Consider the following 26,549-nt stretch of genomic DNA (forward strand, 5'->3'; position numbering starts at 1 on the left):
ACTCTTGTGAATTCAAAACATTTATAAAGATTAGAGTACATGTACACACCATTTTTGACTATTATTTCGCTTAACTTTTCCATAATAATTAAATTTTAGTTAGACCATTACTCTCGTGACGATTTTTAAGGTGCCGAATCTTCGTGGGAGGGTTCGTGCGGTTTCGAAACTATATTGGTAACGACAAGCTGTAGTAAGGATCCGAAGATGTTTTTGAAAGTAGATTTACTTTTTCCTACCACAAATCTTTTGGCCAGATAACCAATTCCGATACTGATAGCCGACTGTGCCAGATGGCTTTTAAAACCAACCGTTTCGTTGATTTCTTCGACTGTGTTTCGAATGAGGTTAAGAGGCTTTAAATGCTCTTTAATTTCATCGATTTCGTCTTTAATCGAACACCATTCGGCGTCTTGACGGTTTTCTAAAAGCTGAATCTTCCGGTCCAGTGCATCAAGGGTGTAAATCGTTTCCATAACCGTCTTTTTTAGTTTTTTGACTGACTTACATCAGAGTTGGCTTCTCTGTTAGTTTCTTTTAAAATACTCGAAACAATCATGTTTCCAATAGGGGTTTTAATAAGTCTGTGGTGCAGTTTGTGCAGCACAATGGCTACTATGAGATAAAAAAGGGCCAGTATAAAAAAACCGTAATAGTATTCGCCTAATTTTTTTCCAATCCATAAACTGATCCCAATATTGAGGAACAAGGTAAAAAATGCAACAACAGCTCCAACCGCGATCCTAGAGGTCAATGTCGATAAAACATCTGCTGATGCTGATACCGTTTTGAGCTTAATTAATTCTAAACTCGTTTTGGTATAGTTTTCTGCTTTCTCGTAAAGATTTAAGTTGTCGTTTGTTGTTGCATCTGATTCCATGATAGAGGGGTATGTTTAGGATTTACAAAATTCACTTTCTTAATAGTTCGATTTTACAGCTTTTGCTTCATCTTTAATCGCGTTGAAGTCTTCTTTTGCCTGGCTGAATTTTGCTTTTCCTTCTTCGATAATTTCTTTACCGTTTGAAGTAATCGTGCTTACAATTCCGTCGAACTTGTTTTTCAGATTGTCTCCGTAATCTTTAGACTTGTCTGATATTTTTTTTCTGGTATTTGATCCTTTGTCCGGTGCAAATAAAACACCCAAAAAAGCTCCTGCCGCTGCGGCTCCTAAAATTCCTAAAATTGTGCTGCTCGTTTTCATAATATTCGATTTAGTAATTAATATAAAGTGGTTAATAGTATTTGTTTTTTAAACTTCACGACCTTTAATAAGTCGGAGTAGTATAGCAATAATGGCAATGACTAATAAAATATGAATGATACTTCCCAGGCTGTAAACAAAAAAGCCTAAAGCCCAAAGTATGATCAGAATTACTGCGATGGTATATAATAAATTTGACATGACTTGTGTATTTAGGGTTAATAAAATCCTTTTCTAGTTTAGCTTATACGAAAGATACAAGCTAAGGTTGCTGTTTTTTGCGTCCGGAAAAGTATAGGTTGTTCCGGCAACTGTTCTCTCTTTTCCAACGGTTGTTAGTCCATAATTGTAACGTAAACCGATGCTTATTGGATCAAAATCGACTCCAACACCCGCTGCCAGACCGGCATCAAACTTGTTTAGATCATCGGTATCGATTCTTTGCTCGAAGTTGATATCTCCGCTCCCCGTAACTTTTGAACTCACAAGATAAGAAGCGTAACCACCGGCATGAACATTAAAATTTTTGGTGATATTAACTCTTACCAACAATGGAACTTCGATATAGTTGAGTTTGAATTTTGAATCTCCACTGGCAAAAGCATTATTGTATTCTAGTTTGGCTCCCTTTGTGGTAAACAGGATTTCCGGTTGAATGGCAATAAAATCAGAGATTGGTAAAGTTGCATAAAGTCCGGCATTGAAACCATACAGTACATTGTCGTCGTTGGCATCATTAGAATACAAATTGGACATGTTGAACCCTCCTTTGATCCCGTACTCGGTATTTACATTATTGTTTTGGGCCTGCAGCATTCCGAATGAAGCTGTTAAAAAAAGGGTTAAGGCGGATAAAAAATTAAAGTGCATTTTCATAGTTAAATAGTTTAGTTAATAATAGCGTTTAGAGGCGTTTAGAGTACTATTTTTGATTTTTGTATTTCTCTTGAAAACTCATATTGTTGTGGCAGATATTGTAAAACCATTTTCAGAATCGTTTGGTCATTTGTTTCTTTGGAAATGGATTCCAATAACCGAATCTGTTCTTCCAATGATTCATGCATCGAATCTAGGTAAGCGTGGTTGAAATTGTATTCATTGGCATCAATCAAATCGTACAGGTCCCGTTTTCGGGTTGCGTTGATTTCAGTAATAATAATGAGCTTTCTATTGGCCAGATTGGTTATTTCCTGTAACAACAGATTTTGATTAATTTCGATTTTTTTGCTTACTTCGAGAATGGTACTGTCAGAACTTTTTTGTTGTGCAATTTGACTTTTAGAAATAATGGATTGACTTACATTTGCCGCCGCAATAAAAAAAAAGGCTTCAATTTCTTCTTTTTCATTTTTGGTAAAAGTTTCATTTTTTAAAGAAGTTTCTATTGGATAGCTTTTTTTACATGATGCAACAAAAACTAGGGTTAACAATAAAAATATTGCTTTGAAAAAAGATGCTTTTACTCTGGGGATTGCTTTCATTATTACTTCATAAAGTATTACTTTACAAAGATGGCGACGAATAGAAGATTTTGCTTTACAGCATAAAAAAGAAACGTTATATAATTCCCATAAAAGATTTATACAACGTTTGTTATGTGGTTTTTAAAGGCTTTTTTGAGTGACTAATCCGGAAGAAAAATAGTGAATACAGAACCCTGATCCGGTTGACTGTCGGCCATGATATAACCCTTATGATTGTCGACAATTTTTTTGCAGATGGCCAGACCAATTCCTGTTCCCGGATAATCGGTTTTGGAATGCAGTCGCTGGAACAATACAAAAATGGTTTCCTTGAACTGAGGGTCAAAACCCATTCCGTTGTCTGTGAAAGTTATTTTGTGGAATTTTTTCACATTCTGATCCAGTAGTTCGGGATAATCTACAGAGAATACTTTTTGGCTCTCAATTGCAATCTCGGGAGCAATATTCGGACGGCTGTATTTTAAAGAGTTGCCAATAAGATTGATAAAAAGCTGTTCGATCTGATACGGAATAACGGACAGTTTTGGCAATTTTGTAGTGGTAATGATTGCTTTCTTCTCGTCGATCATTTCTGTTAATTCTGCTTCGGCATTTTTAAGCAATTCATTTAAATTTGATTTAATGAACTCTTTTTTGGTCGTATTGGTTCTGGAGAATAAAAGTAAATCATCAATTAAAACGCGCATTCTTTTGGCCGAAACTTCAATCTTGGCAATATAATCTCTGGCACTCTGTGACATAACAGCTTTGTCGGCATCAGAAACTCTGGAGATAAAAGTCTGAATTTTTCTCAAAGGTTCCTGTAAGTCGTGACTCGCAACATGGTTGAAAGAAGCCAGTTCTTTATTGCTTTTTTCCAATTCCAGATTACGTTCCTGAAGTTCTATATTCAGTAAATGTTCGTCGGTAATGTCAAAGTTGATGCCCAGTAAAATTTTACTTCCCTGTTGGTCTGTTAATAATTTTCCGGTAGTTTTAAAGTGTCTGACTTCCTGATTCGGAAGCATAATTTTATAATAAACAAAAGGCAATTGCTCGTAATTGAGAATCCCTTCCATCGATTTTGCAACTGTTACTTTGTCCTCAGGATGCACAAAATTTAAAAAAGTCCCCTTTTCAGGAACAAAAGCGTTGGGTTCATAGCCAAGTAAACGATATTGATTGTCGGAATAATCGATCTTGTTGGTGTCTAAATCCCATTGCCAGGTACTGAATTTACCGATAGATTCAGATTCCGCCATAAGTCCGCTGGAAATCAACAGTTGTTTGTTAATGATTTTCAGACGTTCAAAATCACGACTGATTTGTCGGTAAGCCAGTAAAATAAAAGTGAGGGCAACCAGAAACAGCGAAATAGAAAAAAGAGGACTCAGGGAAATTTCGGCATCGTAAATTTTTAACCTTTTGGCCAGGTAGCTTTTTTCGCTGTCTTTCATTTCGTCGACTTTAAAACGAATGTTTTCCATCAAAATTCGCCCCCCAAACATATAATTGTCGAGTTTTCGTTTGTCGTAAGTTTTGGGATCGCTGTATTTGAGACAATTTTCAAAAGAAACAAAACGCTGAATGATGAGCTTGAATAACCTTTGGAGGTTTTCCTGCTGTTTTGGGTTGTCGGCCGTTAATTTTTTTAAAGTGATGAACGAAGTGTTTACCTTGTCACGCGAATAAAGGTAAGGAGTTAAAAAACGGGCATTACGGGTTATGATATAACCGCGTTGTCCCGTTTCGGCATCCTTTATAGCTGACATTAACCGTTCTAGCTGAATGTTAATTTCATACGTATGCATTACCAACTTACTGGACTCATTAAGGTCCTGGTTGTGTTTGTAAGCGATAGAAGAAAGAAACAACAGAATGAAAACTGCGATTACAAAAATAACTCTCAAAGAGTTTGAGGAATTAAAATTTGGGATCCACTTCATTGGTGTTTTACTATTTTAGTCGCAACAGGAAATTATCACGATTTAACCCTGAGGTATGATAGTGCCAGTTTACAGTAACGACTTCATTAATTATTTTTTTGAGATTATTAAAATCACTTGGCTTTTTAATGTAAATATTCGCTCCCTGAATGAAGGTGTCTTCAATATCTTCTTCAGAGGAAGAAGTAGAGTAGATGGCAATAATAATGTTTTTTAAATGCTCTGTTTTTTTAATTTCGATTAAGCATTCTTTTCCGGTTTTCTTAGGCATGTTTAAATCCAGAAATAAAATATCAGGTAACGTATTGTCTGGATTCATCAAATGATCCATTAACTGCATTCCGTCATGTGCAAATTCTACTTTTGTCTGGATCTTTATCTCTTCAAAGGCATCTTTAAAAAAAAGGCGATCGTCTTCATCATCATCGGCCAATAAAATATGTAATGCGTTTTTTTGCATTTTAATGTGGGTATTTGGATTTTAGTTTAAATTTTCTCTTCGTTTCTTAATTATTCTCTGAAAAGCCGAGGGTGTAATTCCGGTGGTGTTTTTAAACTGTGTACTCAAATGGGCTACACTTGAATAGTTGAGTAAAAAAGCAATTTCGGTCAGACTCATTTCGTTGATAATAATTAATTGTTTTGCTCTTTCAATCTTTTGTAAAATGATAAAATTTTCGATAGAAGAATAGGTTACTTCCGAAAATACATTCGACAGATAGCCATAACTATGGTTGAGCTTTTCGGCTAAAAATACAGAACTTTTGTAATTGTTGTTGTCTTCCATGAAAACAAGTTCAATTATAGCATCTTTTATTTTTTGAACCAGAACACTTTTTTGATTTTCAACAACTTCAAAACCACACGGGCCCAGTTTCTCTTTTAAAGCTTCAAGCGCCTCAGCATCCATATTATCATTGATTTCAATTTCACCAAAACCAAGGGTCGTAAAATTTATTTTATGCTGATCCAGATTGTGCTTTAAAAAAAGCGAACAAATGGTGTTGATGTCAAACTTTATAAATAGTTTCATTCTATAAAAATTTGGTTAAAGATACTTAATTTAAATTTGGTTACACCGTTTAACAATTGTTAGAAATTTACTAATATTTGAAATAATAAAGAAAATTCTCAAAAAAATACCGTCTAATATGTATACTAGACGGTATCCCGATTGAGCCAGAAAGGGTTACAAATCTGAGAGGATTTGATGAAATTCTTCTTTTGTTTTCCCCAGTTTTTGCTGAATTCTTCCGTACATTTCGTCTTCTTTTCCTTCAGCAAACATCAAATCATCATCTGTCAGAGTTGCAAATTTTTGCTTCAGTTTTCCTTTTAACTCATTCCAATTTCCTTTTATTTCTGTAATATTCATGACCTTAAGTTTTAAAGATTAATAGTATTGTAAAGTTGCCAATTAATGGTTGGTTTTCTGTTACATCCATTTAAAGAAGAGTTGTATAATTCACATTTTGAGCTTTTTAAGCCTGATAGCGGCGCAAAACCCAGGCCATTTTTTCGTGTTCCTGAAGCAATCCGGTCACAAAATCGGCCGAACCTGCATCGTTATTCTCCTCTTCAAAAACCGGAATATAGTCCCGAAACTCCGTCACCAGCTGCTCGTGGTTTTCTAAAAGTTCTTTTAACATTTGTTTCTGTGAAGGGTATTCTTTTGGAGACTCTTTTAGCGTTGAATTCTCGATAAACTCTTTCATTGTTCCAATTGTTTTGTCTCCTAGCTGACTGATGCGTTCTGCAACTTCATCAATATGGGCTTCGAGAATGCGGTACTGCTCTTCAAATAATTGGTGTAATTCCATAAAACTATTTCCCGAAATATTCCAGTGAAATTTTCTGGTTTTCACATAAAGGGTCATTTCATTCGATAAAATCGTGGCTAATAGCGCAGTACTCTTTTTTAAATTTTTTGGTGTTATTCCAATATGCGGGATCATAATTGTCTGATTAAAGGTTGTTTACCAAAAATAGAAAATGAGCCTTCTGATCTTCTTACATAATTTGTTAAAGAAGTTACAGGAATTCAATGTTTACTTAACCTGTTTGTGATTCAAATAGTGTAGTTTTGCCGCCGAATTTACCCAAACAAAAACAAATTTTAATGAAAAAAACTTTACTCAGTTTATTACTTATTGCAATTACTTTTTCGGCCAGATCTCAGTCTTATCTGGGATACACGCACGATAATTATGCAGGTGTTCAAAGTGTTCTTTTTAATCCGGCTTCTATCGCTGATTCCCGTTTTAAAACCGATATTAACCTGTTTTCGATCAGTGGATCGGTATCGAATGATCTTTACGGTGTTCGTCTTTTTGATGTGTACAAAAAAGGATATGATTTTGACCGTCAGTCGATCATGACACCGGCTAACGCCAACAATGGTTTGGTTAATTTTGATATCATGGGGCCTTCTTTCATGTTTAATATTGCTCCAAAACATACGATTGCTGTTTTTACAAGAGCCAGATCTGTTACTAATGCCTATAATGTTAATGGTAGCCTTGTAAATGAAGTGAAAGATGGTTTAGATCATGCCAGTAATTTTAATTTTAACTTAGGCAATCCAAACGCAGTTTCTAATTCATGGGGAGAAGTTGGTCTTTCTTATGCTGCAGTTTTATGGCAAAATAATCAGCATTTCTTAAAAGGAGGTTTAACTGCAAAGTACCTTCAGGGAGGTGTAAACGGTTATGCTCAGGGCAGAGGAGTAAAAGTGGCGTTTGTAGAAAACAAAGCTAACCCAAGAGCCAGCACTCTTCTTTCTGAAGGAGAAGTAACGATAGGAGCGAGCCAGGATTTTGAGGCTAATGAAGATTATAAATTTGATGCAAATTCAAATGGTTTCGGTTTTGATTTTGGACTTGTTTACGAATGGAGACCGGAGTACGAAAAATACGATCTAAACAAGGCCAAAAGAGCCGACAATAACTTTCGTGATTTAAACAAATACAAAGTACGTTTTGGTCTTTCGGTTACTGATATTGGTTCGATTAACTACAGAAATTCAAAATTAGATACCTATAATGTTACCGGAGTTGTAACAGAGAAAATGATAAATGATGCTGATAATCTGTATGATTTCCTAAACGAGCATTATACAAAGGTTTCGACTTCTAAGGGAGTTAAAACAAACTTACCAACGGCTATTCATGCCGATGTAGATTGGAACATGTACAGAAAATTCTACCTGAATTTAAATGGTGACATCAGCATGGTGAGCGATTCTAAATTAAACGGAAGCAGTATTGCCAATCGTGTAAGCCTAACGCCTCGTTATGAAAGTAGATGGTTTAGTTTTTATGTACCAATGACCTGGATGGAATATAGCGGAATGCAGGTAGGATCAGGGATTCGCTTAGGTGCTTTCTTTGTTGGTTCAGGTTCTGTTATTACCAATTTGGTTTCAAAAGAATCAAAAGCGGCTGATTTTCACCTTGGTGTAAAATTACCGGTTTACGAGAAGAAATTCAAAGATACAGATGAAGACGGTGTAATCGATAAAGAAGATGCTTGTAGAAAAGTAGCTGGTCCGGAAGAAAATAAAGGTTGTCCTTGGCCAGACACAGATGGGGATAAAGTTTTTGATAAAGATGATGTTTGTCCGAATGTTGCGGGTCCTGTTGAAAACAAAGGATGTCCGTGGCCGGATACAGACGGGGATACTTTATTAGACAATGTAGATGCTTGTCCTGCGGTTGCCGGTCCGGTAGAAAATAAAGGATGTCCATGGCCTGATACAGACAAAGACGGAATTTTAGACAAAGATGACGCTTGTCCGGAAGCTGCTGGTCCGTTAGAAAATAAAGGATGTCCAATTTTAGATGCTGACAAAGATGGAGTTTTAGACAAGGATGATGCTTGCCCATTAGTATATGGTCCTGCAGAAAACAACGGTTGTCCTAAAGTTACCAAAGAAACATTGGCACAGTTGAAAGTGGAAGCGAAATCTATTTTCTTTACAACCGGAAAAGCAACTTTAAGTGATGCCAGAAAAGGAGAAACTTCAGGCAGATTAGATGCGATCAAAGAAATCCTGAAAAACTATCCAAATGCTAAGTTTGCGATTAACGGACACACTGATAACGTAGGGAATCCTAAAACAAATAAGAAATTATCTGAAGCAAGAGCAAAAGTAGTAATGGAGGCTCTGATTGCAAAAGGAGTAAATCCGACGAACTTAAGTTCACAAGGATTTGGATCTGCAAAACCGGTTCAATCCAACAAAACAGCTAAAGGAAGAGCAGAGAACAGAAGAACAGAAATTGTTTATTTAGGCAATTTGTAAGCTGAAATTGAATATAAAACCAAAAAGCCATTCGTAATTGAATGGCTTTTTTTATTTTTGTATACTTCTAAAATGGAAGTATTTCTACTGCATTAGAAGAACTAAAAAATCAAGAATGACAACACAACAACTACACGAACAAATTCTATTAAAAAAATCATTTTTATGCGTTGGACTGGATCCCGATCTGACCAAAATTCCACCTCATTTATTAGAAACCGAAGATCCTATTTTTGAATTCAATAAAGCAATAATTGATGCCACTCATGATTTGGCTGTGGGATACAAACCCAACACTGCTTTTTTTGAAGCTTATGGATTAAAAGGATGGCTTTCGCTTCAGAAAACCATTGAATACATCAACGAGAATTTTCCGGAAATGTTTACCATTGCCGATGCAAAACGCGGTGACATAGGAAATACGTCAAGCATGTATGCCAAAGCTTTTTTTGAAGATTTGAATTTTGACAGTGTAACCGTTGCTCCTTATATGGGGAAAGATTCGGTAGAGCCGTTTTTGGCTTTTGAAAATAAACACACCATTATGCTGGCGCTGACTTCAAACGAAGGTGCTTTTGATTTTCAGACGTTAAACGTAAACGGAAAAGAATTATACAAACAAGTTTTAGAAACTTCCAAGACCTGGAAAAACAGCCACAATCTGATGTACGTAGTAGGCGCTACAAAAGCGGAGTATTTTACTGAAGTCAGAAAAATTGTTCCGGATAACTTTTTGCTAGTTCCTGGAATTGGCGCTCAGGGTGGAAGCTTGTCTGAAGTTTGCAAATACGGAATGAACGATCAGGTTGGTTTATTGGTCAATTCAGCCAGAGCGATTATCTACGCCTCAAAAGGAACTGACTTTGCAGAAAAAGCAAGGGAAGAAGCGCTGAAAGTTCAAAAAGAAATGGAAGAGATTATTACCTCAAAGTTTCAAGTTTAAAGTTTCAAGTTATTTTACTTTGAAAATTTAACCGCGAAGTTCGCAAAGGATTACGCTATGAACGCAAAGTTATTTTTTGCGAACCCTGCGGAAAATCTTTGCGAACTTTGCGGTTAAAGAACCTGAAACTTGAAACTTCAAACCTGAAACAAAAAAAGCATGAAACAAATAGTAGACCAGATCGGGACTTTACATACTTTCGAAACCGCCCCAAAACGAATTATCTCGTTGGTTCCTTCTCAGACGGAATTGCTTTACGATTTAGGTTTAGAAGAGAAAATCATCGGAATCACCAAGTTTTGTGTGCATCCCTATCATTTTAAATCGACTAAAAAAATGGTGGGAGGAACCAAGAAGATTCATTTTGAAAAGATAAAACTATTGCAGCCCGATGTTATCATTTGCAATAAAGAAGAAAACACTCCTGAAATTGTAGCACAGTTAAGCACAATTTGCCCGGTTTGGGTAACCAATATTGTTTCTATTGAAGATAATTTCCAAATGATTTCGGATTTTGGCCAGCTCTTCAACTGCAGAACCGAAGCTCAAAAATGGAATAATAAGTTAACCTTCGCTTTAGACGATTTTAAAAAATACATTCAGGACATTCCGGAGAAAAAAGCAGCTTACTTTATTTGGAAAAATCCCTATATGGTAGCAGGAAACGATACCTATATTAATGAGTTATTGAAGCTGAATCATTTTCACAATATTTATGGTGACAAAGGCCGTTATCCTGAAATTGAACTCAAAAAAATGCGTCTGGAAGGCGATCCTGATTTGGTTTTCCTTTCGTCAGAGCCTTATCCGTTTAAAGAAGAAGATGCCTTTGAGATCGGACGTTTTACACATCACGCCAAAACTATTTTCGTCGATGGCGAAATGTTCTCCTGGCACGGAAGCCGATTGCTAAAGGCTCTTTCTTATTTTAAAATACTACAGGAAAGGTTGAAGAATTAAATTTCAAAAATCAAATTCCAAATTCCAAGCTTACTATAAATTGGAATTTAGCTGAAAAATAAATCCCAAAATTAAAATTCCAAATTCCAGACTTGCTATAAATTTGGAATTTGGAATTTTTTTATTGGAATTTCGCAAAAAAAAAATAGACCCCAAATACCAGTTCAGCATAAATTGGAATTTGGAATTTTTTTATTGGAATTTAACCAAAAAGTATTGGAATTTCATCAAAAAAAAATGCCGGCATCTCGAAGACGCCGGCATCATTTAACTAACCAAAACCAAAATAATAAATAACCAGTTTATTACACTACAAAGATCCAACTTATATGGATGTTTTGCTGTTAAGGTTTTGTTATTACTTTGTTGAACATAAGTTAAGATTTTTTGATTCGCTGTTTTGAGCTTTCTGTAGTGTTAAATAATTTTTGACTATTAAAATATAAAAACAATCAATTTTGTTTATTAATATCGCAAAGATAAGTTTGTATATTTGATAAAGTGTTAAATATCAATGCGGTGTGGTTTCTTAAAAAAATTAGCATTTGGTAGGCGACCATTAATTTTAATCAAAAAAAACAGAAAAAAATGAGTGATTCAAACGAAAGTAAATGTCCTTTTCACAATGGGCAAATGAAAGAAACTGCTGGTACAGGAACTTCTAACAAAGATTGGTGGCCAAATCGGTTAAATTTAAACATACTACGTCAGCATTCTAATTTGTCAGATCCGATGGAAAAAGGTTTTAATTATGCTGAAGCATTTAAAACCTTAGATTTGAATGCTGTCAAAAAGGACCTTTTTGATTTGATGAAAGATTCGCAGGATTGGTGGCCGGCAGATTATGGTCATTACGGGCCTTTATTTATTCGTATGGCCTGGCACAGTGCGGGAACTTACCGTATATCTGATGGTCGTGGAGGCGCGAGTTCAGGAAACCAGCGTTTTGCACCTTTAAACAGTTGGCCGGATAATGGTAATCTGGATAAAGCACGTTTTTTACTTTGGCCAATTAAACAAAAATATGGAAATAAAATTTCCTGGGCCGATTTGATGATCCTAACTGGTAACTGTGCTTTGGAATCTATGGGATTTAAAACTTTTGGTTTTGCAGGTGGAAGAGAAGATGTTTGGGAACCGGAACAAGATGTGAACTGGGGTTCCGAAATAGAATGGTTAGCTACCAGTGATAAACCTTATAGCAGGTATACTGGTGATCGAAATTTAGAGAACCCTCTTGCAGCCGTACAGATGGGATTAATATATGTAAACCCGGAAGGTCCGGACGGTAATCCAGATCCGCTAGGTTCGGCCAGAGATATTAGAGAGACCTTTGCAAGAATGGCAATGGATGATGCAGAAACTGTTGCCTTGGTGGCGGGTGGTCATACTTTCGGAAAAGCCCATGGAGCCGGCGATGCTGCCTTAGTAGGAGCGGAACCCGAAGGTGCAAGTATTGAACAAATGGGATTTGGCTGGAAAAGCAGTTTTGGTACTGGAGTAGGGGAAGATGCTATCACAAGCGGAATCGAAGGAGCATGGAAACCAAATCCGACGACCTGGGATAATGGTTATTTTGAAACCTTATTTAAATACGACTGGAAATTGACTAAAAGTCCTGCGGGAGCACATCAGTGGACACCAACAGATGAAAGCGCCGCTACAACTGTAGAAGATGCTCACAATCCGGCCAAGCGACACGCTCCGATGATGACAACAGCCGATCTGGCCTTGAAACTGGATCCGATTTACGAACCAATTTCAAGAGATTTTTTCCAGAATTTCGACAAATTTGCAGATGCTTTTGCAAGAGCATGGTACAAATTAACGCACAGAGATATGGGGCCGATTTCACGTTATTTAGGACCTGAAGTTCCGAGCGAAATATTGATTTGGCAAGACCCGATTCCTGCGGCTAAAGGAGAGTTGACTTATAATGATATTGCTGCTTTAAAAGATAAAATTCTTTCCAGTGGTTTGTCGGTTTCACAATTAGTAAATACGGCCTGGGCATCGGCATCTACATTCCGTGGTTCAGATAAGCGTGGGGGAGCTAATGGCGCCCGTATTCGTTTCGAACCACAAATCAGTTGGGAAGTTAATGCAGGAGGACAGGTGAAAAAGGTATTGGCAGTTTTAGAAACCATACAAAATGATTTTGCTAATTCGGGAAAATCAGTGTCTATCGCAGATTTAATTGTTTTAGGAGGATCTGCTGCAATTGAAAAAGCAGCATCAAATGCTGGTTTATCGGTAGACGTTCCATTCGCACAGGGAAGAGGCGACGCTCTTTTAGAACAAACAGATGTACATTCGTTTGACGCGTTGGAGCCAAAAGCTGATGGATTTAGAAACTATAAAAGTGCCACAACATCTGCCATTACCGAAGAACTTTTAGTAGACAGAGCACAATTGTTAACGTTGTCAGTACCAGAAATGACGGTATTGATTGGAGGATTGAGAGTATTGAATGCCAATTATGACGGTTCAAAACATGGTGTACTCACAACAAAAGCCGAAACATTGAGTAATGATTTCTTTGTGAACTTGTTGGATTTGAGAACAACCTGGAAGGCCAGCGATGAAATCGGAGAAGTTTTTGAAGGACGCAACCGCGCTACGGGAGAAGTAAAATGGACAGCAACCCGTGCAGATCTTATATTTGGTTCCAATTCTGAACTTCGTGCCTTAGCGGAAGTTTATGCAGGTAATGATGCCAAAGAAAAATTTGTAAAAGATTTTGTCTCAGCATGGACCAAAGTAATGAATCTTGACCGATTTGATTTACGTTAATAAAAAGGTTCAGAGGCTCAGAGGTTCAAAGGAATAAAGTTTTTCCTCTAAATAAACAAACCCGACAGGTTTTAAAAACCTGTCGGGTTTACTTTTTAAAAATATACGTTCCAAACTCAGAACCTTTGAACCTTTGCTTCTTTGCCCCTCTGTTCCTAAGAAAAAACAATCGTTTTATTGCTGTAAACCATCGTTTTACGTTCGGCATGTAGTTTTATCGCTCTGGCTAAAACGATACGCTCTAAATCGCGTCCTTTCATGATAAAATCTTCAACGGAGTGAATGTGTGAAACTCTCGAAATATCCTGTTCGATGATTGGCCCTTCATCCAGTTCTGCTGTTACGTAATGACTGGTGGCTCCAATAATTTTAACACCGCGTTTAAAAGCCGAATGATAGGGTTTTGCACCCGGAAAGGCCGGTAAAAACGAATGATGAATATTAATGATCTTATTTTCGTAAAGTGAAATCAGTTTAGGCGTGATGATTTGCATATAACGCGCCAAAACAATAAAATTGATCTGATATCTTTTTAAAAGTTCAATTTGTTTTGCTTCCCCTTCTTCCTTAATGTCTTTTGTAAAAGGCACGCAGTGAAACGGAATATCAAATCGCTCTGCAATCGCTCGTAAATCGTTATGATTACTAATGATCAGAGGAATTTCTACATTTAATTCACCTGCGCTGTAGCGTCCAAGGATATCAAACAAACAATGATCGTATTTGGAAACAAAAAGCGCCATTTTAGGCTTTTGTTCCTGTTTGTACAAATCCCAGGACATATTAAAATCGGCCGCAATCGTTCTGCTAAAATCTTCTTTTATCGATTCGGGACTCACCTGATTGTTGGTAAGTTCACATTCTAATCGCATAAAAAACACATTTTGTTCTACATCAACATGCTGATCGATATAGATAATATTTCCTTCTACTTTAGCAATAAAAGTAGTCACTGCGGCAATGATTCCTTTTTGATCTTTACAGTGAATTAAAATGGTAATTTTTTGCATTTTGGCTCTTGGTTAATCGGTTAATTGTATTTGTTGAACCGTAAATTCGATTAAACAAATAAACAGTTTAATAATAAAAATTATTTTTTATCCTGCATGGCAAATACCTTTTTCAATAAAGGAGATGTTCTCGCATTGATATTGGTACGGATGTCTTTTTCTTCCACCGCAATCATTTTAAAAACACCTGCTAAAGCCTGATTTGTTGTATAATCCGTTAAATCAGGATTTACTTTTCGTACTAAAGGGATAGTATTGTATTTCTTGATGATGTTGGTCCAGACCACATCGGCACCTACTTTTTCAAAAGAGGTTTTGATTACCGGATTAAATTTTCCGTATAAAGCGGTCGTGGTACTGTTTTGTAAATAACTGGTTGCCGCATTTTCATTGCCAAGCAAAATGTTTTTAGCATCGGTAAAGGACATGTTTTTAACGGCGGAAACAAATATTGGAGTTGCTTCTTTAACGGCATCTTCGGCAGCACGGTTGAGTACTTTGATTCCTTCATCGGCAAGAGAGGACAATCCGATTTTTCGTAAGGTAGCGTCAACCCTTTGTAATTCTTCCGGCATTAAGATTTTTACAGCTTCATTTTTATAAAAACCATCCTCAGCGGTTAATTTGCTTACTTGCTTCGTAATTCCTTTGTTCAGGGCTTCTTTTAATCCCGAAGCGATATCAACACCACTGTTGCCTTTAATTTTTGACGACAGTTGAGATAATTGGTCTAAGGTTTTTTGTACCTGAGCATAAGAACTAAAAGAAAAGGTAAGGGCAAGTGATAGAATTAAAATCTTTTTCATTAAATGAGTTTTATAAGTTTCAAAAATACTACTTATTCAAAAATAAAGCCACAATTTTATTTCAGGAGGGTAAACAATTTGTTGCATCCTTAACATTGGGTTTTTGGAGGTTCTAAGATGCTGAGGTTCTGAGGGACTAAGCTTTTATTGTTTTCAGAACTTTATTACCTCAGTATCTTAGAACCTTAGTACCTTTTTAAGACAGAGGAATAAATCGTATAAATGTAAAAGAGGTTCAATTTTAGCAATTGAACCTCTTTTTATTTTTTGTACCGTGTAGTATTAAATGTATTTTTATTTTTGAATTACAAATTTACCGTCTTTCTCACAGTAAACATCATTCGAGCTCGATTCGTATTTTTTGAAACATGAATCTCCAGTTTTTTCTACTAAAATAAAGCTATTGTTGTACGAAATGAATTTTAACTCAAGGCCTTTATCAGTGGTGATCGTTGTTTTATCATTAACGACAACAAAATCAACTTCTCCATTATCTTTGTACGCCCAAACCTTTGCTTCCGTTGGATCATTAGATTGCATAATGCCACCCTCTGCGTGATTGGTAAAACGATCGGTTTTTAATTTTCCTGTCAGCTTTTTGTCATTTTGAGACACACTTCCGTTGATGTAGATAAAGTAAGCAGAATCAAATGTTGGATTTTCCACTTTGGTCGTTAAGTTTTTCTGGTTAACGGTCATTAAACTTGTGATATTTGCTTTAGCATCGTCTGGCCATAAACTCATCATACCGGCACCTTGTTTCGCTGTTTCAAGATATTCTAAAGACTTATCAAAATTTAGCAGAAACATTTGTGTCAAAGCTAAGTTCAGGTAAATTACTTTGTTGTAATCTTTCGGCTTTAATTTTTTGTATTCTTTACCAACATAACTCAAGTAGAATTTTTCTAATTCAGTAAGGTACGATTGGTCTAAAGAATTGGCTGCAATTTTGTTTAAAAACTCATCTGTTTTAGTATTAAACTCAACAAGTTCAGGAAACTCCTCCGCTTTCTCAAACAAACCGTAGTTTAAAGCAAATTCTTTTTCAGTTGCAAGAATGTTATTGTCAGTAAGGTATTTGTATCCAATGTTATTCAAATCACTGGCTAAACTTTGATTTGGTTTTCCGTTTACATAAGTACCAGAATACATTTTAGCATTTGTACCTTTTTCATATAAGATTTCATTGTTTTTTCCTAAAACTAAATATTTGAAATCCCCATCTAAAAGGTAAGTACCATTATCAGCTCTTTTGTAAGTAGCGCCTTTGTATCCCATTAAAACGCGAACGTCGGGATTTGTAGTATCTTTTTTAGTGTAATCTTCAATTGTATTTTTAACAACATTGTGCTCATAAGTTTTTGAATTCTTCTTAGCATAAGTCGCATTCCAGGTGTCATCTCCCTGGATGATAATGTTGTAGGTTTTAATGTTTTTGAAAGTATCCGATTTTGGGATGGTAATTTTAACTTTTTTCTTGTTGGTGTCTGCTTTCTGAGCATAAGAAGTACCGCTGATTAGGGCTAGCAGTAAGAACAATGTAATTTTTCTCATAGGTTAATTTTTGCCCAAATATAGGAATATGGACGGGAAGCAAACTACTAAAAAGAATGTTTTTAAAGAGAAAAAAACCTTGCGGAATAAACGGTATTCCATCAGCTATTTACGCAGATGAATCTTAGAATTAGTATTGAATTTGGTTGGTTTGGAGTGAAATTTTATTTCTTTAGTAAATCAATTTGTTCTTTAGTGTCTTCAACATAAAGACTCATTTCTTCGTATTTCCATGTTCCGTTTTTAGTTCCCACTACAAATAAGGTTCCTCTGCTTTTAGAACCTCTTATCGGAATCTGTAAGTCGCAATGCTCTATGCCGTTGCTCGAATTAACACTGCCTGAGGCAATTCCGTTATCTTCAATTGGACTACCCAATTTCTCCAGCACTATGGTATTATGCTGTGCTTCGTTCATGGCCGCTTTATAAGAATCGGATTCTTTGAGCATGGAAGTTAATCCAAAGAAAAGTCCGGCTATAAACAAACCAAACAGCACCAGAAGGCTCAAACATCCTGTTGGTACAAACCATTTCCAATTTCTGTCCCACCAGCTTTTTCTAACTTCAGTATAATCGTCTTCCATAAAAAGGGTAATTTTAGATTTGAGTTTGAAGGATTAAAGATACTATTAATCTTCCAAACTCTTAATTCAAATCTAAAATTACCCATTAAAAATTACAGCTTCAATTAAAAATCTTTTGATGAAGCGAACTAACTAATTCGCTAGACTTTAGTTAGATACTACTCCCGTCTGAGGAGAAACCGTTTTGTTTAATTCAGTATCTCGCTCATAAACATCCTGGAAGAAACCAATTTCTCCATTTTCATTGACCAGCGAAGTAAAATAAGTAATATAAATAGGTACTTTTTTAGTTAGTTTAAAACTGTTTTCTGTTTTACCCGCCATCGCTTTATCAATTTTATCGGGAGTCCATTCAGGATAATCTTTAAGCATGGCAGCAGCTAATTCTCTTGCCATTTTTACGTTTATACAACCATGGCTGAACGTTCTTTTTTCAAAATCAAATAAAGTTTTAGATGGGGTATCATGCATATAGATGTCATCAGGGTTCGGAAACATAAATTTTACCAATCCTAAAGAATTATCCGGTCCTGGTTTTTGTCGTACCTGACCATTTACGATTTCCATATTCTTTTTGGCCAGATAATTTTTATCCTCAGCGATTTTACTTTTCAACTCATTGTTTACAATACTTTGCGGAACGGTCCAGTAAGGGCTAAAAACGATTCTCTCAATTTCGCCATTAAAAATGGTTGTTTTAGTTAATGGTGCTCCAACAAAGACACTGGAAGTTAGTTGCACCTTCCCATTTTTTACATAAATCAATTCATACGAAGGAACGTTGACTAAAACATACTCATCGCAACCGGCCATTTGATCCGAAATAGTACGACATCTCTCCATGTTAAGTTTTAGGGTCTCCATTTTATCGGCAAGAGGAACATTCATTTCTTTAATATGTTCTTCTGATAAAATATAGTTAGGTTTGAAACCGTTACGAACTTTATATTTCATTACAGCATCCATTAATTCACGGTCGTAAACGTTACTTTTAGAATCATTTTTTAAATCTCCCAATAAGTATAAACGGGTTCTGACTTGGGCGATAGTATTTGAAACAGCATCCGGACGTAAATCTTTATAAGGTGTTTCTTCCGGAACAATAGGTTTCCATTTATTAGAACGGTCTAGTTTTTTATATTTTTTCAGAACGTCCTGTAATTTATAATATTGATCATAGGTTACTTTAACATTTTCAGTGGTCGAAGTAGTAGTTTCTTCGATTGTACTATAATTTAAAAAATCTTTCAGCATAGCATCATACGACATTTTTTTCCCGGCATCTGCATTATTTTTTTTGGCGTAAGCAATATATAAAGTGCTCAAAAGCATATCTGCATCTATTTTAGACAGTTTTGTTGTTGAAGAAGAAGAAAAAAGAGCATCGATTTCTTTTTGATAAGGAACAACCAAATCATTCGTTTTTTTGGCTTTTTGATATAATGCAGAACCAAACTCATTGATGGCATCTTCATCAAACCAAATAGTTCCCGGAGTTCTGTTTTTGTATAATGACATGACGTTAGACTTATATTTTTTCAAATCAGAATATCTTTTAAAGAAGTCATTTGAAATTTCGTTTACATTATCAGAACCTGAATTCTTGTAAACGGGTGCGATAGTTGAAGTTTTTTTATAAGAAACGTTCTTATGATCAGTTTTGGCAAAAGAAGACATAAAAAAACTTAGGACTATAATTAGGCTGAGTGGATATAATGTTTTCATTTTTTTAATTTTTACATTGTTACTTTTGTAGGTAGTTTTAAGTAAAAATTTGGGGTTTTTCTATACTACTAAATTAGTTTACAATACTGGTTTTTAAGTTGTTGTATTTTGTTTAAATATTTCAAGATTGCCATGTTGTTAACATTTTTATAAGACTTATATAGGATAAATCAACTTAGTATTCAAATTGTTACCCCTCTGAATTAAAAAAGATTCTTTTTTTTGTTAACAAAAAGATATTAGCATGATCAAATGTTGTAATATTTTGTAAATTGCTCCCTTAAAATTATCATATTCATAAAATGGAACAACAAATACCATATATTCCTAAAAATAAAGTAAGAATTGTAACCGCAGCGTCACTTTTTGACGGACATGATGCAGCGATAAACATCATGCGCCGTATTATTCAGTCCACTGGAGTTGAGGTTATTCACCTGGGGCACGACCGTAGTGTTGAAGAAGTGGTGAATACTGCTATTCAGGAAGATGCAAATGCGATTGCGATGACATCCTACCAGGGAGGGCATAATGAGTATTTTAAATATATGTATGACTTGCTAAAAGAAAAAGGAGCAGGACATATCAAAATTTTTGGAGGCGGAGGCGGAGTAATTCTGCCTAGCGAGATTTCAGAATTACACGAATATGGTATCACGAGAATTTACTCTCCGGATGATGGCCGTTCTTTAGGTTTGCAGGGAATGATTAATGATTTGGTGCAACGTGCCGATTATCCAATTGGAGATCAGTTAAACGGAGAAATTGATCATATCGAAAACAAAATTCCAACAGCAATTGCACGTTTGATTTCGGCAGCAGAGAATTTCCCTGAAATCGCAAAACCTGTTTTTGATCAGATTCACGAAAGCAATACCAATTCTATAATTCCGGTTCTTGGAATTACCGGAACAGGTGGAGCCGGAAAATCGTCTTTGGTAGATGAACTCGTTCGTCGTTTTTTAATTGATTTCCCTGAAAAAACAATCGGATTGATTTCTGTCGATCCGTCAAAAAGAAAAACTGGAGGAGCATTATTAGGAGACAGAATCCGTATGAATGCCATTAACAATCCTCGTGTATATATGCGCTCGCTGGCGACACGTCAGTCGAACTTGGCCTTATCTAAATATGTTGCCGAGGCCATTCAGGTTTTAAAAGCAGCAAAATACGATTTGATTATTCTTGAAACTTCAGGAATCGGACAATCAGATACCGAGATTATGGATCACTCTGATGTATCTTTATATGTAATGACACCGGAGTTTGGAGCAGCAACACAATTGGAGAAAATCGACATGCTTGATTTTGCCGATTTGGTGGCTTTGAATAAGTTTGACAAAAGAGGTGCTCTTGACGCGATTCGTGACGTTAAAAAGCAATACCAGCGCAATCATAATTTATGGGATAAAAATCCGGATGAAATGCCGGTTTTTGGAACCATTGCTTCTCAGTTTAACGATCCGGGAATGAACACGCTTTATAAAGCGATCATGGACAAGATTGTAGAGAAAACGCAATCGGAGCTGAAATCTACTTTTCAGATTACAAAGGAAATGAGTGAGAAAATCTTCGTGATCCCGCCACACAGAACCCGTTACTTGTCAGAAATTGCAGAGAACAACCGATCTTATGACGAAAGCGCGCTTTCGCAGCAAAAAGTAGCACAGAAATTATACGGAATCTTTAAAACCATAGAATCGGTTTCAGGGAAAGTTCCGCAAATTAATAAAGCCGGAATCGATGATTCTACTGTTTTACCAAGCGTTACGGAAGCACATGACGAAAACAGAATCTTTTTAAACCTATTACTCAATCAGTTTGATAAGGTAAAAATGGATTTAGATCCATACAACTGGGAAATTATTCTGAATTGGGACGAAAAAGTAGCCAAATATAAAAATCCGGTTTACAGCTTTAAGGTGCGTGATAAAGAAATTAAAATCGCGACCCATTCTGAAAGTTTATCGCATTTGCAAATTCCAAAAATTGCTTTGCCGAAGTATGAAGCCTGGGGTGATGTTTTGCGTTGGAATTTACAGGAAAATGTTCCTGGTGAATTTCCGTTTGCTTCGGGCTTGTATCCGTTTAAACGTGAGGGAGAAGATCCATCAAGAATGTTTGCAGGTGAGGGTGGACCGGAAAGAACCAACAAACGTTTTCATTATGTGAGTGCAGGATTGCCGGCAAAACGACTTTCGACCGCTTTTGATAGTGTGACTTTATACGGAAACGATCCGGATATTCGTCCTGATATTTACGGAAAAATCGGTAATGCCGGAGTTTCGATTTGTTGTTTGGACGATGCTAAAAAACTATATTCTGGTTTCGATTTGGTTCACGCTTTAACCTCGGTAAGTATGACCATCAACGGACCAGCACCAATGTTGTTAGGCTTTTTTATGAACGCGGCGATCGATCAGCAATGCGAATATTACATCAAAGCCAATGATTTAGAAAAAGAAGTTGAAGCTAAAATCAACAAAATATACAAGGAAAAAGGAACTGAACGCCCGAAATACCAAGGCGATTTACCGGAAGGTAACAACGGTTTGGGATTAATGCTTTTGGGGGTTACCGGAGATCAGGTTTTACCTTTAGACGTTTATAATGATATTAAAACCAAAACCTTATCACAGGTTCGTGGAACGGTTCAGGCTGATATTTTAAAAGAAGATCAGGCACAAAACACCTGTATTTTCTCTACCGAATTTGCTTTGCGATTGATGGGTGACGTGCAGGAATATTTTATTACCAAAAACGTTCGTAACTTTTATTCTGTTTCGATTTCAGGATATCATATCGCCGAGGCAGGAGCGAACCCAATTACACAGTTGGCTTTTACGCTTTCGAATGGTTTCACTTACGTGGAATATTACTTAAGCCGTGGCATGAGCATCAACGATTTTGGACCAAACTTATCGTTCTTCTTCTCAAACGGAGTAGACCCGGAATATTCGGTAATTGGTCGTGTAGCACGTAAGATTTGGGCAAAAGCCATGAAAAACAAATACGGAGCCAACGAAAGAGCACAAATGCTAAAATATCACATTCAAACTTCCGGGCGTTCGTTACACGCACAGGAAATTGATTTTAATGATATACGAACTACTTTACAAGCTTTGTATGCGATTTACGACAACTGTAACTCGCTACACACCAATGCTTACGACGAAGCGATTACCACGCCAACCGAAGAATCAGTGCGTCGAGCAATGGCAATTCAGTTGATTATCAATAAAGAATTAGGTCTTGCGAAAAACGAAAACCCAATTCAGGGATCGTTTATCATCGAAGAATTAACCGATTTGGTAGAAGCTGCCGTTTTACAGGAATTCGACCGTATCACAGAACGTGGCGGAGTATTAGGTGCCATGGAAACCATGTACCAGCGTTCTAAAATTCAGGAAGAAAGTTTGTATTATGAAACCCTAAAACACAACGGAGACTTCCCGATTGTGGGGGTAAACACTTTCTTAAGCTCAAAAGGCTCTCCAACGGTAATTCCGGCAGAAGTAATTCGAGCCACTGAAGAAGAAAAACAATATCAAATTACGATGCTCGATAACTTACACCAGTTTCACGAAGCAAAAGTAAACGAGCACTTGCGTCAACTACAGGAAGCCGCCATTAAAAACGAAAATTTATTCGACCATTTAATGGAAGCCACAAAAGTTTGTTCGTTGGGTCAGATTACTTCAGCCTTGTTTGAAGTAGGCGGGCAGTATAGAAGGAATATGTAAGCTTTTTAATTTTATTTTATGGAAAACCTCTCAGAAATGGGAGGTTTTTTTGTTTTATGAAAATTGAAATACTCAGGTTTATAGAAGAGGATTTATGTAAACGCTCTACAAATGCTTCCCACTTGTGAACACAAAGAATAAAACCCCGTGCAGTTTGTCATTTCGACCGAAGGGAGAAATCACACCGTATTTCCGCAAAGAAAGTCGCCAATCTTTGCACAGTTTCGAATGTGATTTCTCCTTCGTCGAAATGACAGCATTGTGGTTGTTCTTCTCGTTGCTGGTGAGTATTTCCACATGAATCCAAAGCAATGCACGAACGAGTCTCTCACACGAACTTATGCTAATAAATTTTTAGCTTCTTCTATACTAGGCTCTCGGGCTAATTTCAGTACACTAGCCATTACCTCTAACCAATGTCCTTTATTATGAGTGTTATGAAATGAAGCTCCATAAAATGAAGCAGTTGGTGGATAAGAAACAATATTTTTCTCTTTTGCGATTTTAGAAAATATTTTTGCTAATTTTTCTTTGTTAATAATTGTTGTGTCAAACCTTTCTGGTAAAATGCTACAAGTACAAAATAATGTTAAACATAAATTCGATAACTCTCTGTAAGTTGCATTATTTGCTATAGACTGATTTAAATAATTAAAAAGTTCTTTGGTATCATGATTCATAGCTTTTGTATTTAATTTATCGCGCTGGCACAAGAAGGGAAATATGTTTTTTTCTTTTCTCGTATTTTTATTAAAAAGTGGTTTGGTTGAACTGTCAAATCTCTTTTTGTATACATGATTTTTATATTTTTTACTAATGATATTTGTAATAATAATCATTATATATTTGCGACTTTTTTAACAATATTACGCATTAAATTATCAACCATTGCCTTTAATGAAAACAAAACTACTCTTCTTTATCTTCGTTTTTAATTTTACTAATCTTAGCGCTCAACAAAAAATTTATGATTTTTATGGAAATCCTGATTACTTTATAAAATTTAATGATCATATTCTCTTTGAAGGATATGATGAGGAGTTTGGTCGAGAAGTATGGAAATCGGATGGAACTTCCAATAATACAAAAATGATAGCAGATATTTACCCTGGAAAAAAAGGATCTTATCCCCTATTGTCGGAAGATTATTCTGTAACCTTCAAAGATGACTTGTATTTTATAGCAGGCACTGAAAATTTTTCTGACATATGGAAAACTGACGGAACGACAAATGGTACCATAAAATTGACAAATTTTCTAAAGGAAAGAGTTCTGAGGATATTTCCTGTGGGAGACTATGTTTTTTTTTTAATTAGGATAGGTAACGATCATTTGCAAGTTTGGAGAACAGATGGATCTATAGGTGGGGCTGTAATGATTAAAGATATTCAGAATTACTTTTTTGACCCAAGTTTTGTAGGCGAGTTGAATGGGAATTTTATATTCACGATTTCAGCTACAGGATTAAGCAGCAGTAGAATCTGGAGAAGTGATGGAACTACAGAAGGAACTTATCCTATTAGTCCATTATTAAGCGGAAATGGTTCGGGATACTCAGGTACAAATGCATTATCTCAGTATATAAAATTTAACAACAAGTTGTATTTTATTACGAGACATTTTCTCTATGAAACAGATGGAACGCTTGAAAACACAAAAAATATTGGAAGTGTGTGGAATGCACAAAGTGATTTAGTGAATTATAGTTCTGCGATAGAGGTAAATAATAATTTGTATTTCATATTTTTTTCTGCGAATAAGCATAAGCTGTCAATATGGAAATTTGATCCAGCAAATAGAACTTTGAACGAAATATATACACACACAAGTCAAAAATATTTTTCACCCTCAAATTTTATTAAAATAGATAATTCTTTGCTTTTCCTTTCATCTAATGAAATAGGAGCCGCATCTTTAGTGTCATTTGATTTTGCAACTTACAAAGTGTCAAATTTAAAGCAATTATCAAATACTATAGAACAGACTGATGCTTTTATTTATTTATTTGATTGTTCTAAGATTTTTAAAATTAATAATAATGAGTATTTTATATCAGAAATAGATAAGGATAAATATTCGAGAAAAGGATGGATTTTTAATAGAGCATTAAATACAATTGAAAACATTAGTGTACTAGATAATATAAGAGACGCCATTGTTTATAATGGCGATATATATTACGCAAAGGGGCGCAAATTATGGAAATATACTAATAACTTAAGTACTCCATTAATAGAAAGTAGATCATCTTTGGTATTTTACCCAAATCCTGCAAGTGACTTTGTAAGTATACAGGCTGAAAATAATAATCAAGTTGAAAATGCTCAGATTTTTGATTTAAATGGAAAGTTAGTAAGCAATAAAGCTGATTTTGCTGCTGATAAAATTGATGTTTCTAAGCTAAATCCAGGTACTTATATTTTGAAAGCTAAAGTTAACGGAACTATCATCTCAAAGAAAATAATAAAGAACTAAAACTCCATACAGTTTGTCATTTCGACCGAAGGGAGAAATCACACCAGTATTTCCACAAAGTAAGTCGCCAATCTTTGTAGAGTTTCGAATGTGATTTCTCCTTACGTCGAAATGACAGTATTGTGGTTGTTCTTCTCGTTGCTGGTAAGTATTCCCGAGTGAATCCCAAGTAATGTACAAACGAGTTGCTCCCTTGCTAGTCGAGCGTCCCGTTTATGAACACAAAGAATAAAATCCATACAGCTTGTCATTTCGACCGAAGGGAGAAATCACACCAGTATTTCCGCAAAGAAAGTCGCCAATCTTTGTAGAGTTTCGAATGTGATTTGCTTCGCCTATTCGCTATCGCTCGAGTCTCCTTTCGGTCGAAATGACAATATTGTGGTTGTTTTTATCGAATTAAGCTTTCTTTTTTACCGGAACTTTTGTTTTTAATTTTTCAATAAGAGCGTCGGCTTCCTGATATAGGGAAATCGATCGCAGTGATTCTGCATAGCGGTAGTAATATTCAGGTTCTAAATCGGTGGTAAGGGCAAAAAGCTCGCGGTACCATTTGGCGGCTTTGTCCATATTACACTTGGCGTAAGAGGAGTTTCCTAACTTCTGAAATAGATCTACAGATTTGTAGCCTTTTGCGGCAACCCTTTCGTAGGTTTTCATCACGTCAACATAAACGTATTTGTCGCTTACTTTATTGGTTTGATAAAATTTTTCATCCTGAGCAGAAACACGAATTGAAAAAAGAGTCAATAGCACTAGAACAGCTAGTTTTTCTTTCATGGAAATAGATTTAAATGGGGACTTGATATTATTTATATTTTTTTGGAACAATTTAAAAGCAAGAGAATTATTTAATGTCAGCTGATTGTGTTTTTTGCAAATATATCTAAATCAGTAATATAACATGTATTTTGGCGATGTTTTTTTGACTTTATCGATAAAATTAGAGTCGAAAACAATAGTAAAATCTTGTCTGGTAAATAATTTCTTATGGATATAAAAACGTTTAAGGCTTGAAATTATTTTAGTTACGCTAAAAA

At 35.8% G+C, this 26,549-nt stretch carries 24 protein-coding genes; 6 read left to right on the forward strand and 18 right to left on the reverse strand.

Translation table 11 applies throughout. The features are described 5' to 3' along the window. Nucleotides 1–125: 125 nt before the first annotated feature. The 11 genes from OLM61_RS14205 to OLM61_RS14255 form a co-directional block, all read right to left on the reverse strand. Nucleotides 126–476, reverse strand: a complete 351-nt coding sequence (locus OLM61_RS14205; RefSeq protein ID WP_264523294.1) for a hypothetical protein — start codon at nucleotides 474–476, stop codon at nucleotides 126–128. Between the two features lie 11 nt (nucleotides 477–487). Beyond that, entirely contained in the window at nucleotides 488–880 is a 393-nt protein-coding gene (locus OLM61_RS14210) for a hypothetical protein (RefSeq protein ID WP_264523295.1), read from the reverse strand. 39 nt (nucleotides 881–919) lie between these two features. Next, on the reverse strand, nucleotides 920–1,204 hold the full coding sequence (locus OLM61_RS14215) for a YtxH domain-containing protein (protein ID WP_264523296.1): 285 nt from the start codon (nucleotides 1,202–1,204) through the stop codon (nucleotides 920–922). 48 nt (nucleotides 1,205–1,252) lie between these two features. Continuing rightward, a complete protein-coding gene (locus OLM61_RS14220) occupies nucleotides 1,253–1,405 on the reverse strand; it encodes a lmo0937 family membrane protein (RefSeq protein ID WP_264523297.1) in 153 nt (50 codons plus the stop codon). Nucleotides 1,406–1,438: 33 nt separating this feature from the next. Further along, nucleotides 1,439–2,080 carry a porin family protein gene (locus tag OLM61_RS14225; RefSeq protein ID WP_264523298.1) on the reverse strand — a complete coding sequence of 214 codons (642 nt, stop codon included), beginning with the start codon at nucleotides 2,078–2,080 and terminating at the stop codon, nucleotides 1,439–1,441. Between the two features lie 38 nt (nucleotides 2,081–2,118). Then, entirely contained in the window at nucleotides 2,119–2,685 is a 567-nt protein-coding gene (locus OLM61_RS14230) for a DUF4142 domain-containing protein (protein WP_264523299.1), read from the reverse strand. Between the two features lie 143 nt (nucleotides 2,686–2,828). Continuing rightward, nucleotides 2,829–4,613: a CHASE3 domain-containing protein gene (locus tag OLM61_RS14235; RefSeq protein WP_264523300.1), complete on the reverse strand. Its 1,785-nt coding sequence runs from the start codon at nucleotides 4,611–4,613 to the stop codon at nucleotides 2,829–2,831. Nucleotides 4,614–4,623: 10 nt separating this feature from the next. After that, nucleotides 4,624–5,073 (reverse strand): response regulator, encoded by a 450-nt coding sequence (locus tag OLM61_RS14240; protein ID WP_264523301.1) that lies wholly within the window; start codon nucleotides 5,071–5,073, stop codon nucleotides 4,624–4,626. Between the two features lie 21 nt (nucleotides 5,074–5,094). Continuing rightward, nucleotides 5,095–5,646 (reverse strand): helix-turn-helix domain-containing protein, encoded by a 552-nt coding sequence (locus tag OLM61_RS14245; protein WP_264523302.1) that lies wholly within the window; start codon nucleotides 5,644–5,646, stop codon nucleotides 5,095–5,097. A gap of 156 nt (nucleotides 5,647–5,802) precedes the next feature. Then, nucleotides 5,803–5,988: a CsbD family protein gene (locus OLM61_RS14250; RefSeq protein WP_264523303.1), complete on the reverse strand. Its 186-nt coding sequence runs from the start codon at nucleotides 5,986–5,988 to the stop codon at nucleotides 5,803–5,805. A gap of 106 nt (nucleotides 5,989–6,094) precedes the next feature. Then, the gene (locus tag OLM61_RS14255) at nucleotides 6,095–6,568 is read right to left on the reverse strand and encodes a Dps family protein (protein ID WP_264523304.1); all 474 of its coding nucleotides are present in this window, start codon (nucleotides 6,566–6,568) and stop codon (nucleotides 6,095–6,097) included. Nucleotides 6,569–6,732: 164 nt separating this feature from the next. Between OLM61_RS14255 and OLM61_RS14260 the strand changes: the two genes are divergently transcribed. The 4 genes from OLM61_RS14260 to katG all read left to right on the forward strand — a co-directional run bounded on the left by OLM61_RS14260 (nucleotide 6,733) and on the right by katG (nucleotide 13,612). Further along, nucleotides 6,733–8,916 carry a DUF5723 family protein gene (locus OLM61_RS14260; RefSeq protein WP_264523305.1) on the forward strand — a complete coding sequence of 728 codons (2,184 nt, stop codon included), beginning with the start codon at nucleotides 6,733–6,735 and terminating at the stop codon, nucleotides 8,914–8,916. 115 nt (nucleotides 8,917–9,031) lie between these two features. After that, on the forward strand, nucleotides 9,032–9,859 hold the full coding sequence (pyrF, locus tag OLM61_RS14265; RefSeq protein WP_264523306.1) for an orotidine-5'-phosphate decarboxylase: 828 nt from the start codon (nucleotides 9,032–9,034) through the stop codon (nucleotides 9,857–9,859). Nucleotides 9,860–10,018: 159 nt separating this feature from the next. Next, nucleotides 10,019–10,819 carry an ABC transporter substrate-binding protein gene (locus OLM61_RS14270; protein ID WP_264523307.1) on the forward strand — a complete coding sequence of 267 codons (801 nt, stop codon included), beginning with the start codon at nucleotides 10,019–10,021 and terminating at the stop codon, nucleotides 10,817–10,819. A 588-nt stretch (nucleotides 10,820–11,407) separates the two neighbouring features. Next, the gene (gene katG / locus OLM61_RS14275) at nucleotides 11,408–13,612 is read left to right on the forward strand and encodes a catalase/peroxidase HPI (RefSeq protein ID WP_264523308.1); all 2,205 of its coding nucleotides are present in this window, start codon (nucleotides 11,408–11,410) and stop codon (nucleotides 13,610–13,612) included. Between the two features lie 155 nt (nucleotides 13,613–13,767). On the opposite strand, the gene purU is transcribed toward katG, so the two are convergent. The 5 genes from purU to OLM61_RS14300 all read right to left on the reverse strand — a co-directional run bounded on the left by purU (nucleotide 13,768) and on the right by OLM61_RS14300 (nucleotide 19,291). Then, nucleotides 13,768–14,622, reverse strand: coding sequence for a formyltetrahydrofolate deformylase (purU, locus tag OLM61_RS14280; RefSeq protein WP_264523309.1), 855 nt, complete (start codon nucleotides 14,620–14,622; stop codon nucleotides 13,768–13,770). Nucleotides 14,623–14,702: 80 nt separating this feature from the next. Continuing rightward, entirely contained in the window at nucleotides 14,703–15,428 is a 726-nt protein-coding gene (locus OLM61_RS14285) for a DUF4197 domain-containing protein (RefSeq protein ID WP_264523310.1), read from the reverse strand. Between the two features lie 294 nt (nucleotides 15,429–15,722). Further along, complete coding sequence (locus OLM61_RS14290) at nucleotides 15,723–16,982, reverse strand: hypothetical protein (RefSeq protein WP_264523311.1); 1,260 nt, start codon at nucleotides 16,980–16,982, stop codon at nucleotides 15,723–15,725. Between the two features lie 164 nt (nucleotides 16,983–17,146). Beyond that, the gene (locus OLM61_RS14295) at nucleotides 17,147–17,566 is read right to left on the reverse strand and encodes a cytochrome c oxidase assembly factor 1 family protein (protein WP_264523312.1); all 420 of its coding nucleotides are present in this window, start codon (nucleotides 17,564–17,566) and stop codon (nucleotides 17,147–17,149) included. Between the two features lie 147 nt (nucleotides 17,567–17,713). Further along, a complete protein-coding gene (locus OLM61_RS14300; protein ID WP_264523313.1) occupies nucleotides 17,714–19,291 on the reverse strand; it encodes a L,D-transpeptidase family protein in 1,578 nt (525 codons plus the stop codon). A 302-nt stretch (nucleotides 19,292–19,593) separates the two neighbouring features. Between OLM61_RS14300 and OLM61_RS14305 the strand changes: the two genes are divergently transcribed. Continuing rightward, a complete protein-coding gene (locus tag OLM61_RS14305) occupies nucleotides 19,594–23,034 on the forward strand; it encodes a methylmalonyl-CoA mutase family protein (protein ID WP_264523314.1) in 3,441 nt (1,146 codons plus the stop codon). Nucleotides 23,035–23,372: 338 nt separating this feature from the next. Here OLM61_RS14305 and OLM61_RS14310 read toward each other — a convergent pair whose 3' ends face one another. Next, nucleotides 23,373–23,873 carry a hypothetical protein gene (locus OLM61_RS14310; RefSeq protein WP_264523315.1) on the reverse strand — a complete coding sequence of 167 codons (501 nt, stop codon included), beginning with the start codon at nucleotides 23,871–23,873 and terminating at the stop codon, nucleotides 23,373–23,375. Between the two features lie 58 nt (nucleotides 23,874–23,931). Between OLM61_RS14310 and OLM61_RS14315 the strand changes: the two genes are divergently transcribed. Then, the gene (locus OLM61_RS14315; RefSeq protein ID WP_264523316.1) at nucleotides 23,932–25,509 is read left to right on the forward strand and encodes a T9SS type A sorting domain-containing protein; all 1,578 of its coding nucleotides are present in this window, start codon (nucleotides 23,932–23,934) and stop codon (nucleotides 25,507–25,509) included. A gap of 399 nt (nucleotides 25,510–25,908) precedes the next feature. On the opposite strand, the gene OLM61_RS14320 is transcribed toward OLM61_RS14315, so the two are convergent. Further along, nucleotides 25,909–26,289, reverse strand: a complete 381-nt coding sequence (locus tag OLM61_RS14320) for a flagellar motor protein MotB (RefSeq protein WP_264523317.1) — start codon at nucleotides 26,287–26,289, stop codon at nucleotides 25,909–25,911. Nucleotides 26,290–26,549: the final 260 nt, after the last annotated feature.

Source organism: Flavobacterium sp. N502536, assembly GCF_025947345.1.
Taxonomy (GTDB): Bacteria; Bacteroidota; Bacteroidia; order Flavobacteriales; family Flavobacteriaceae; genus Flavobacterium.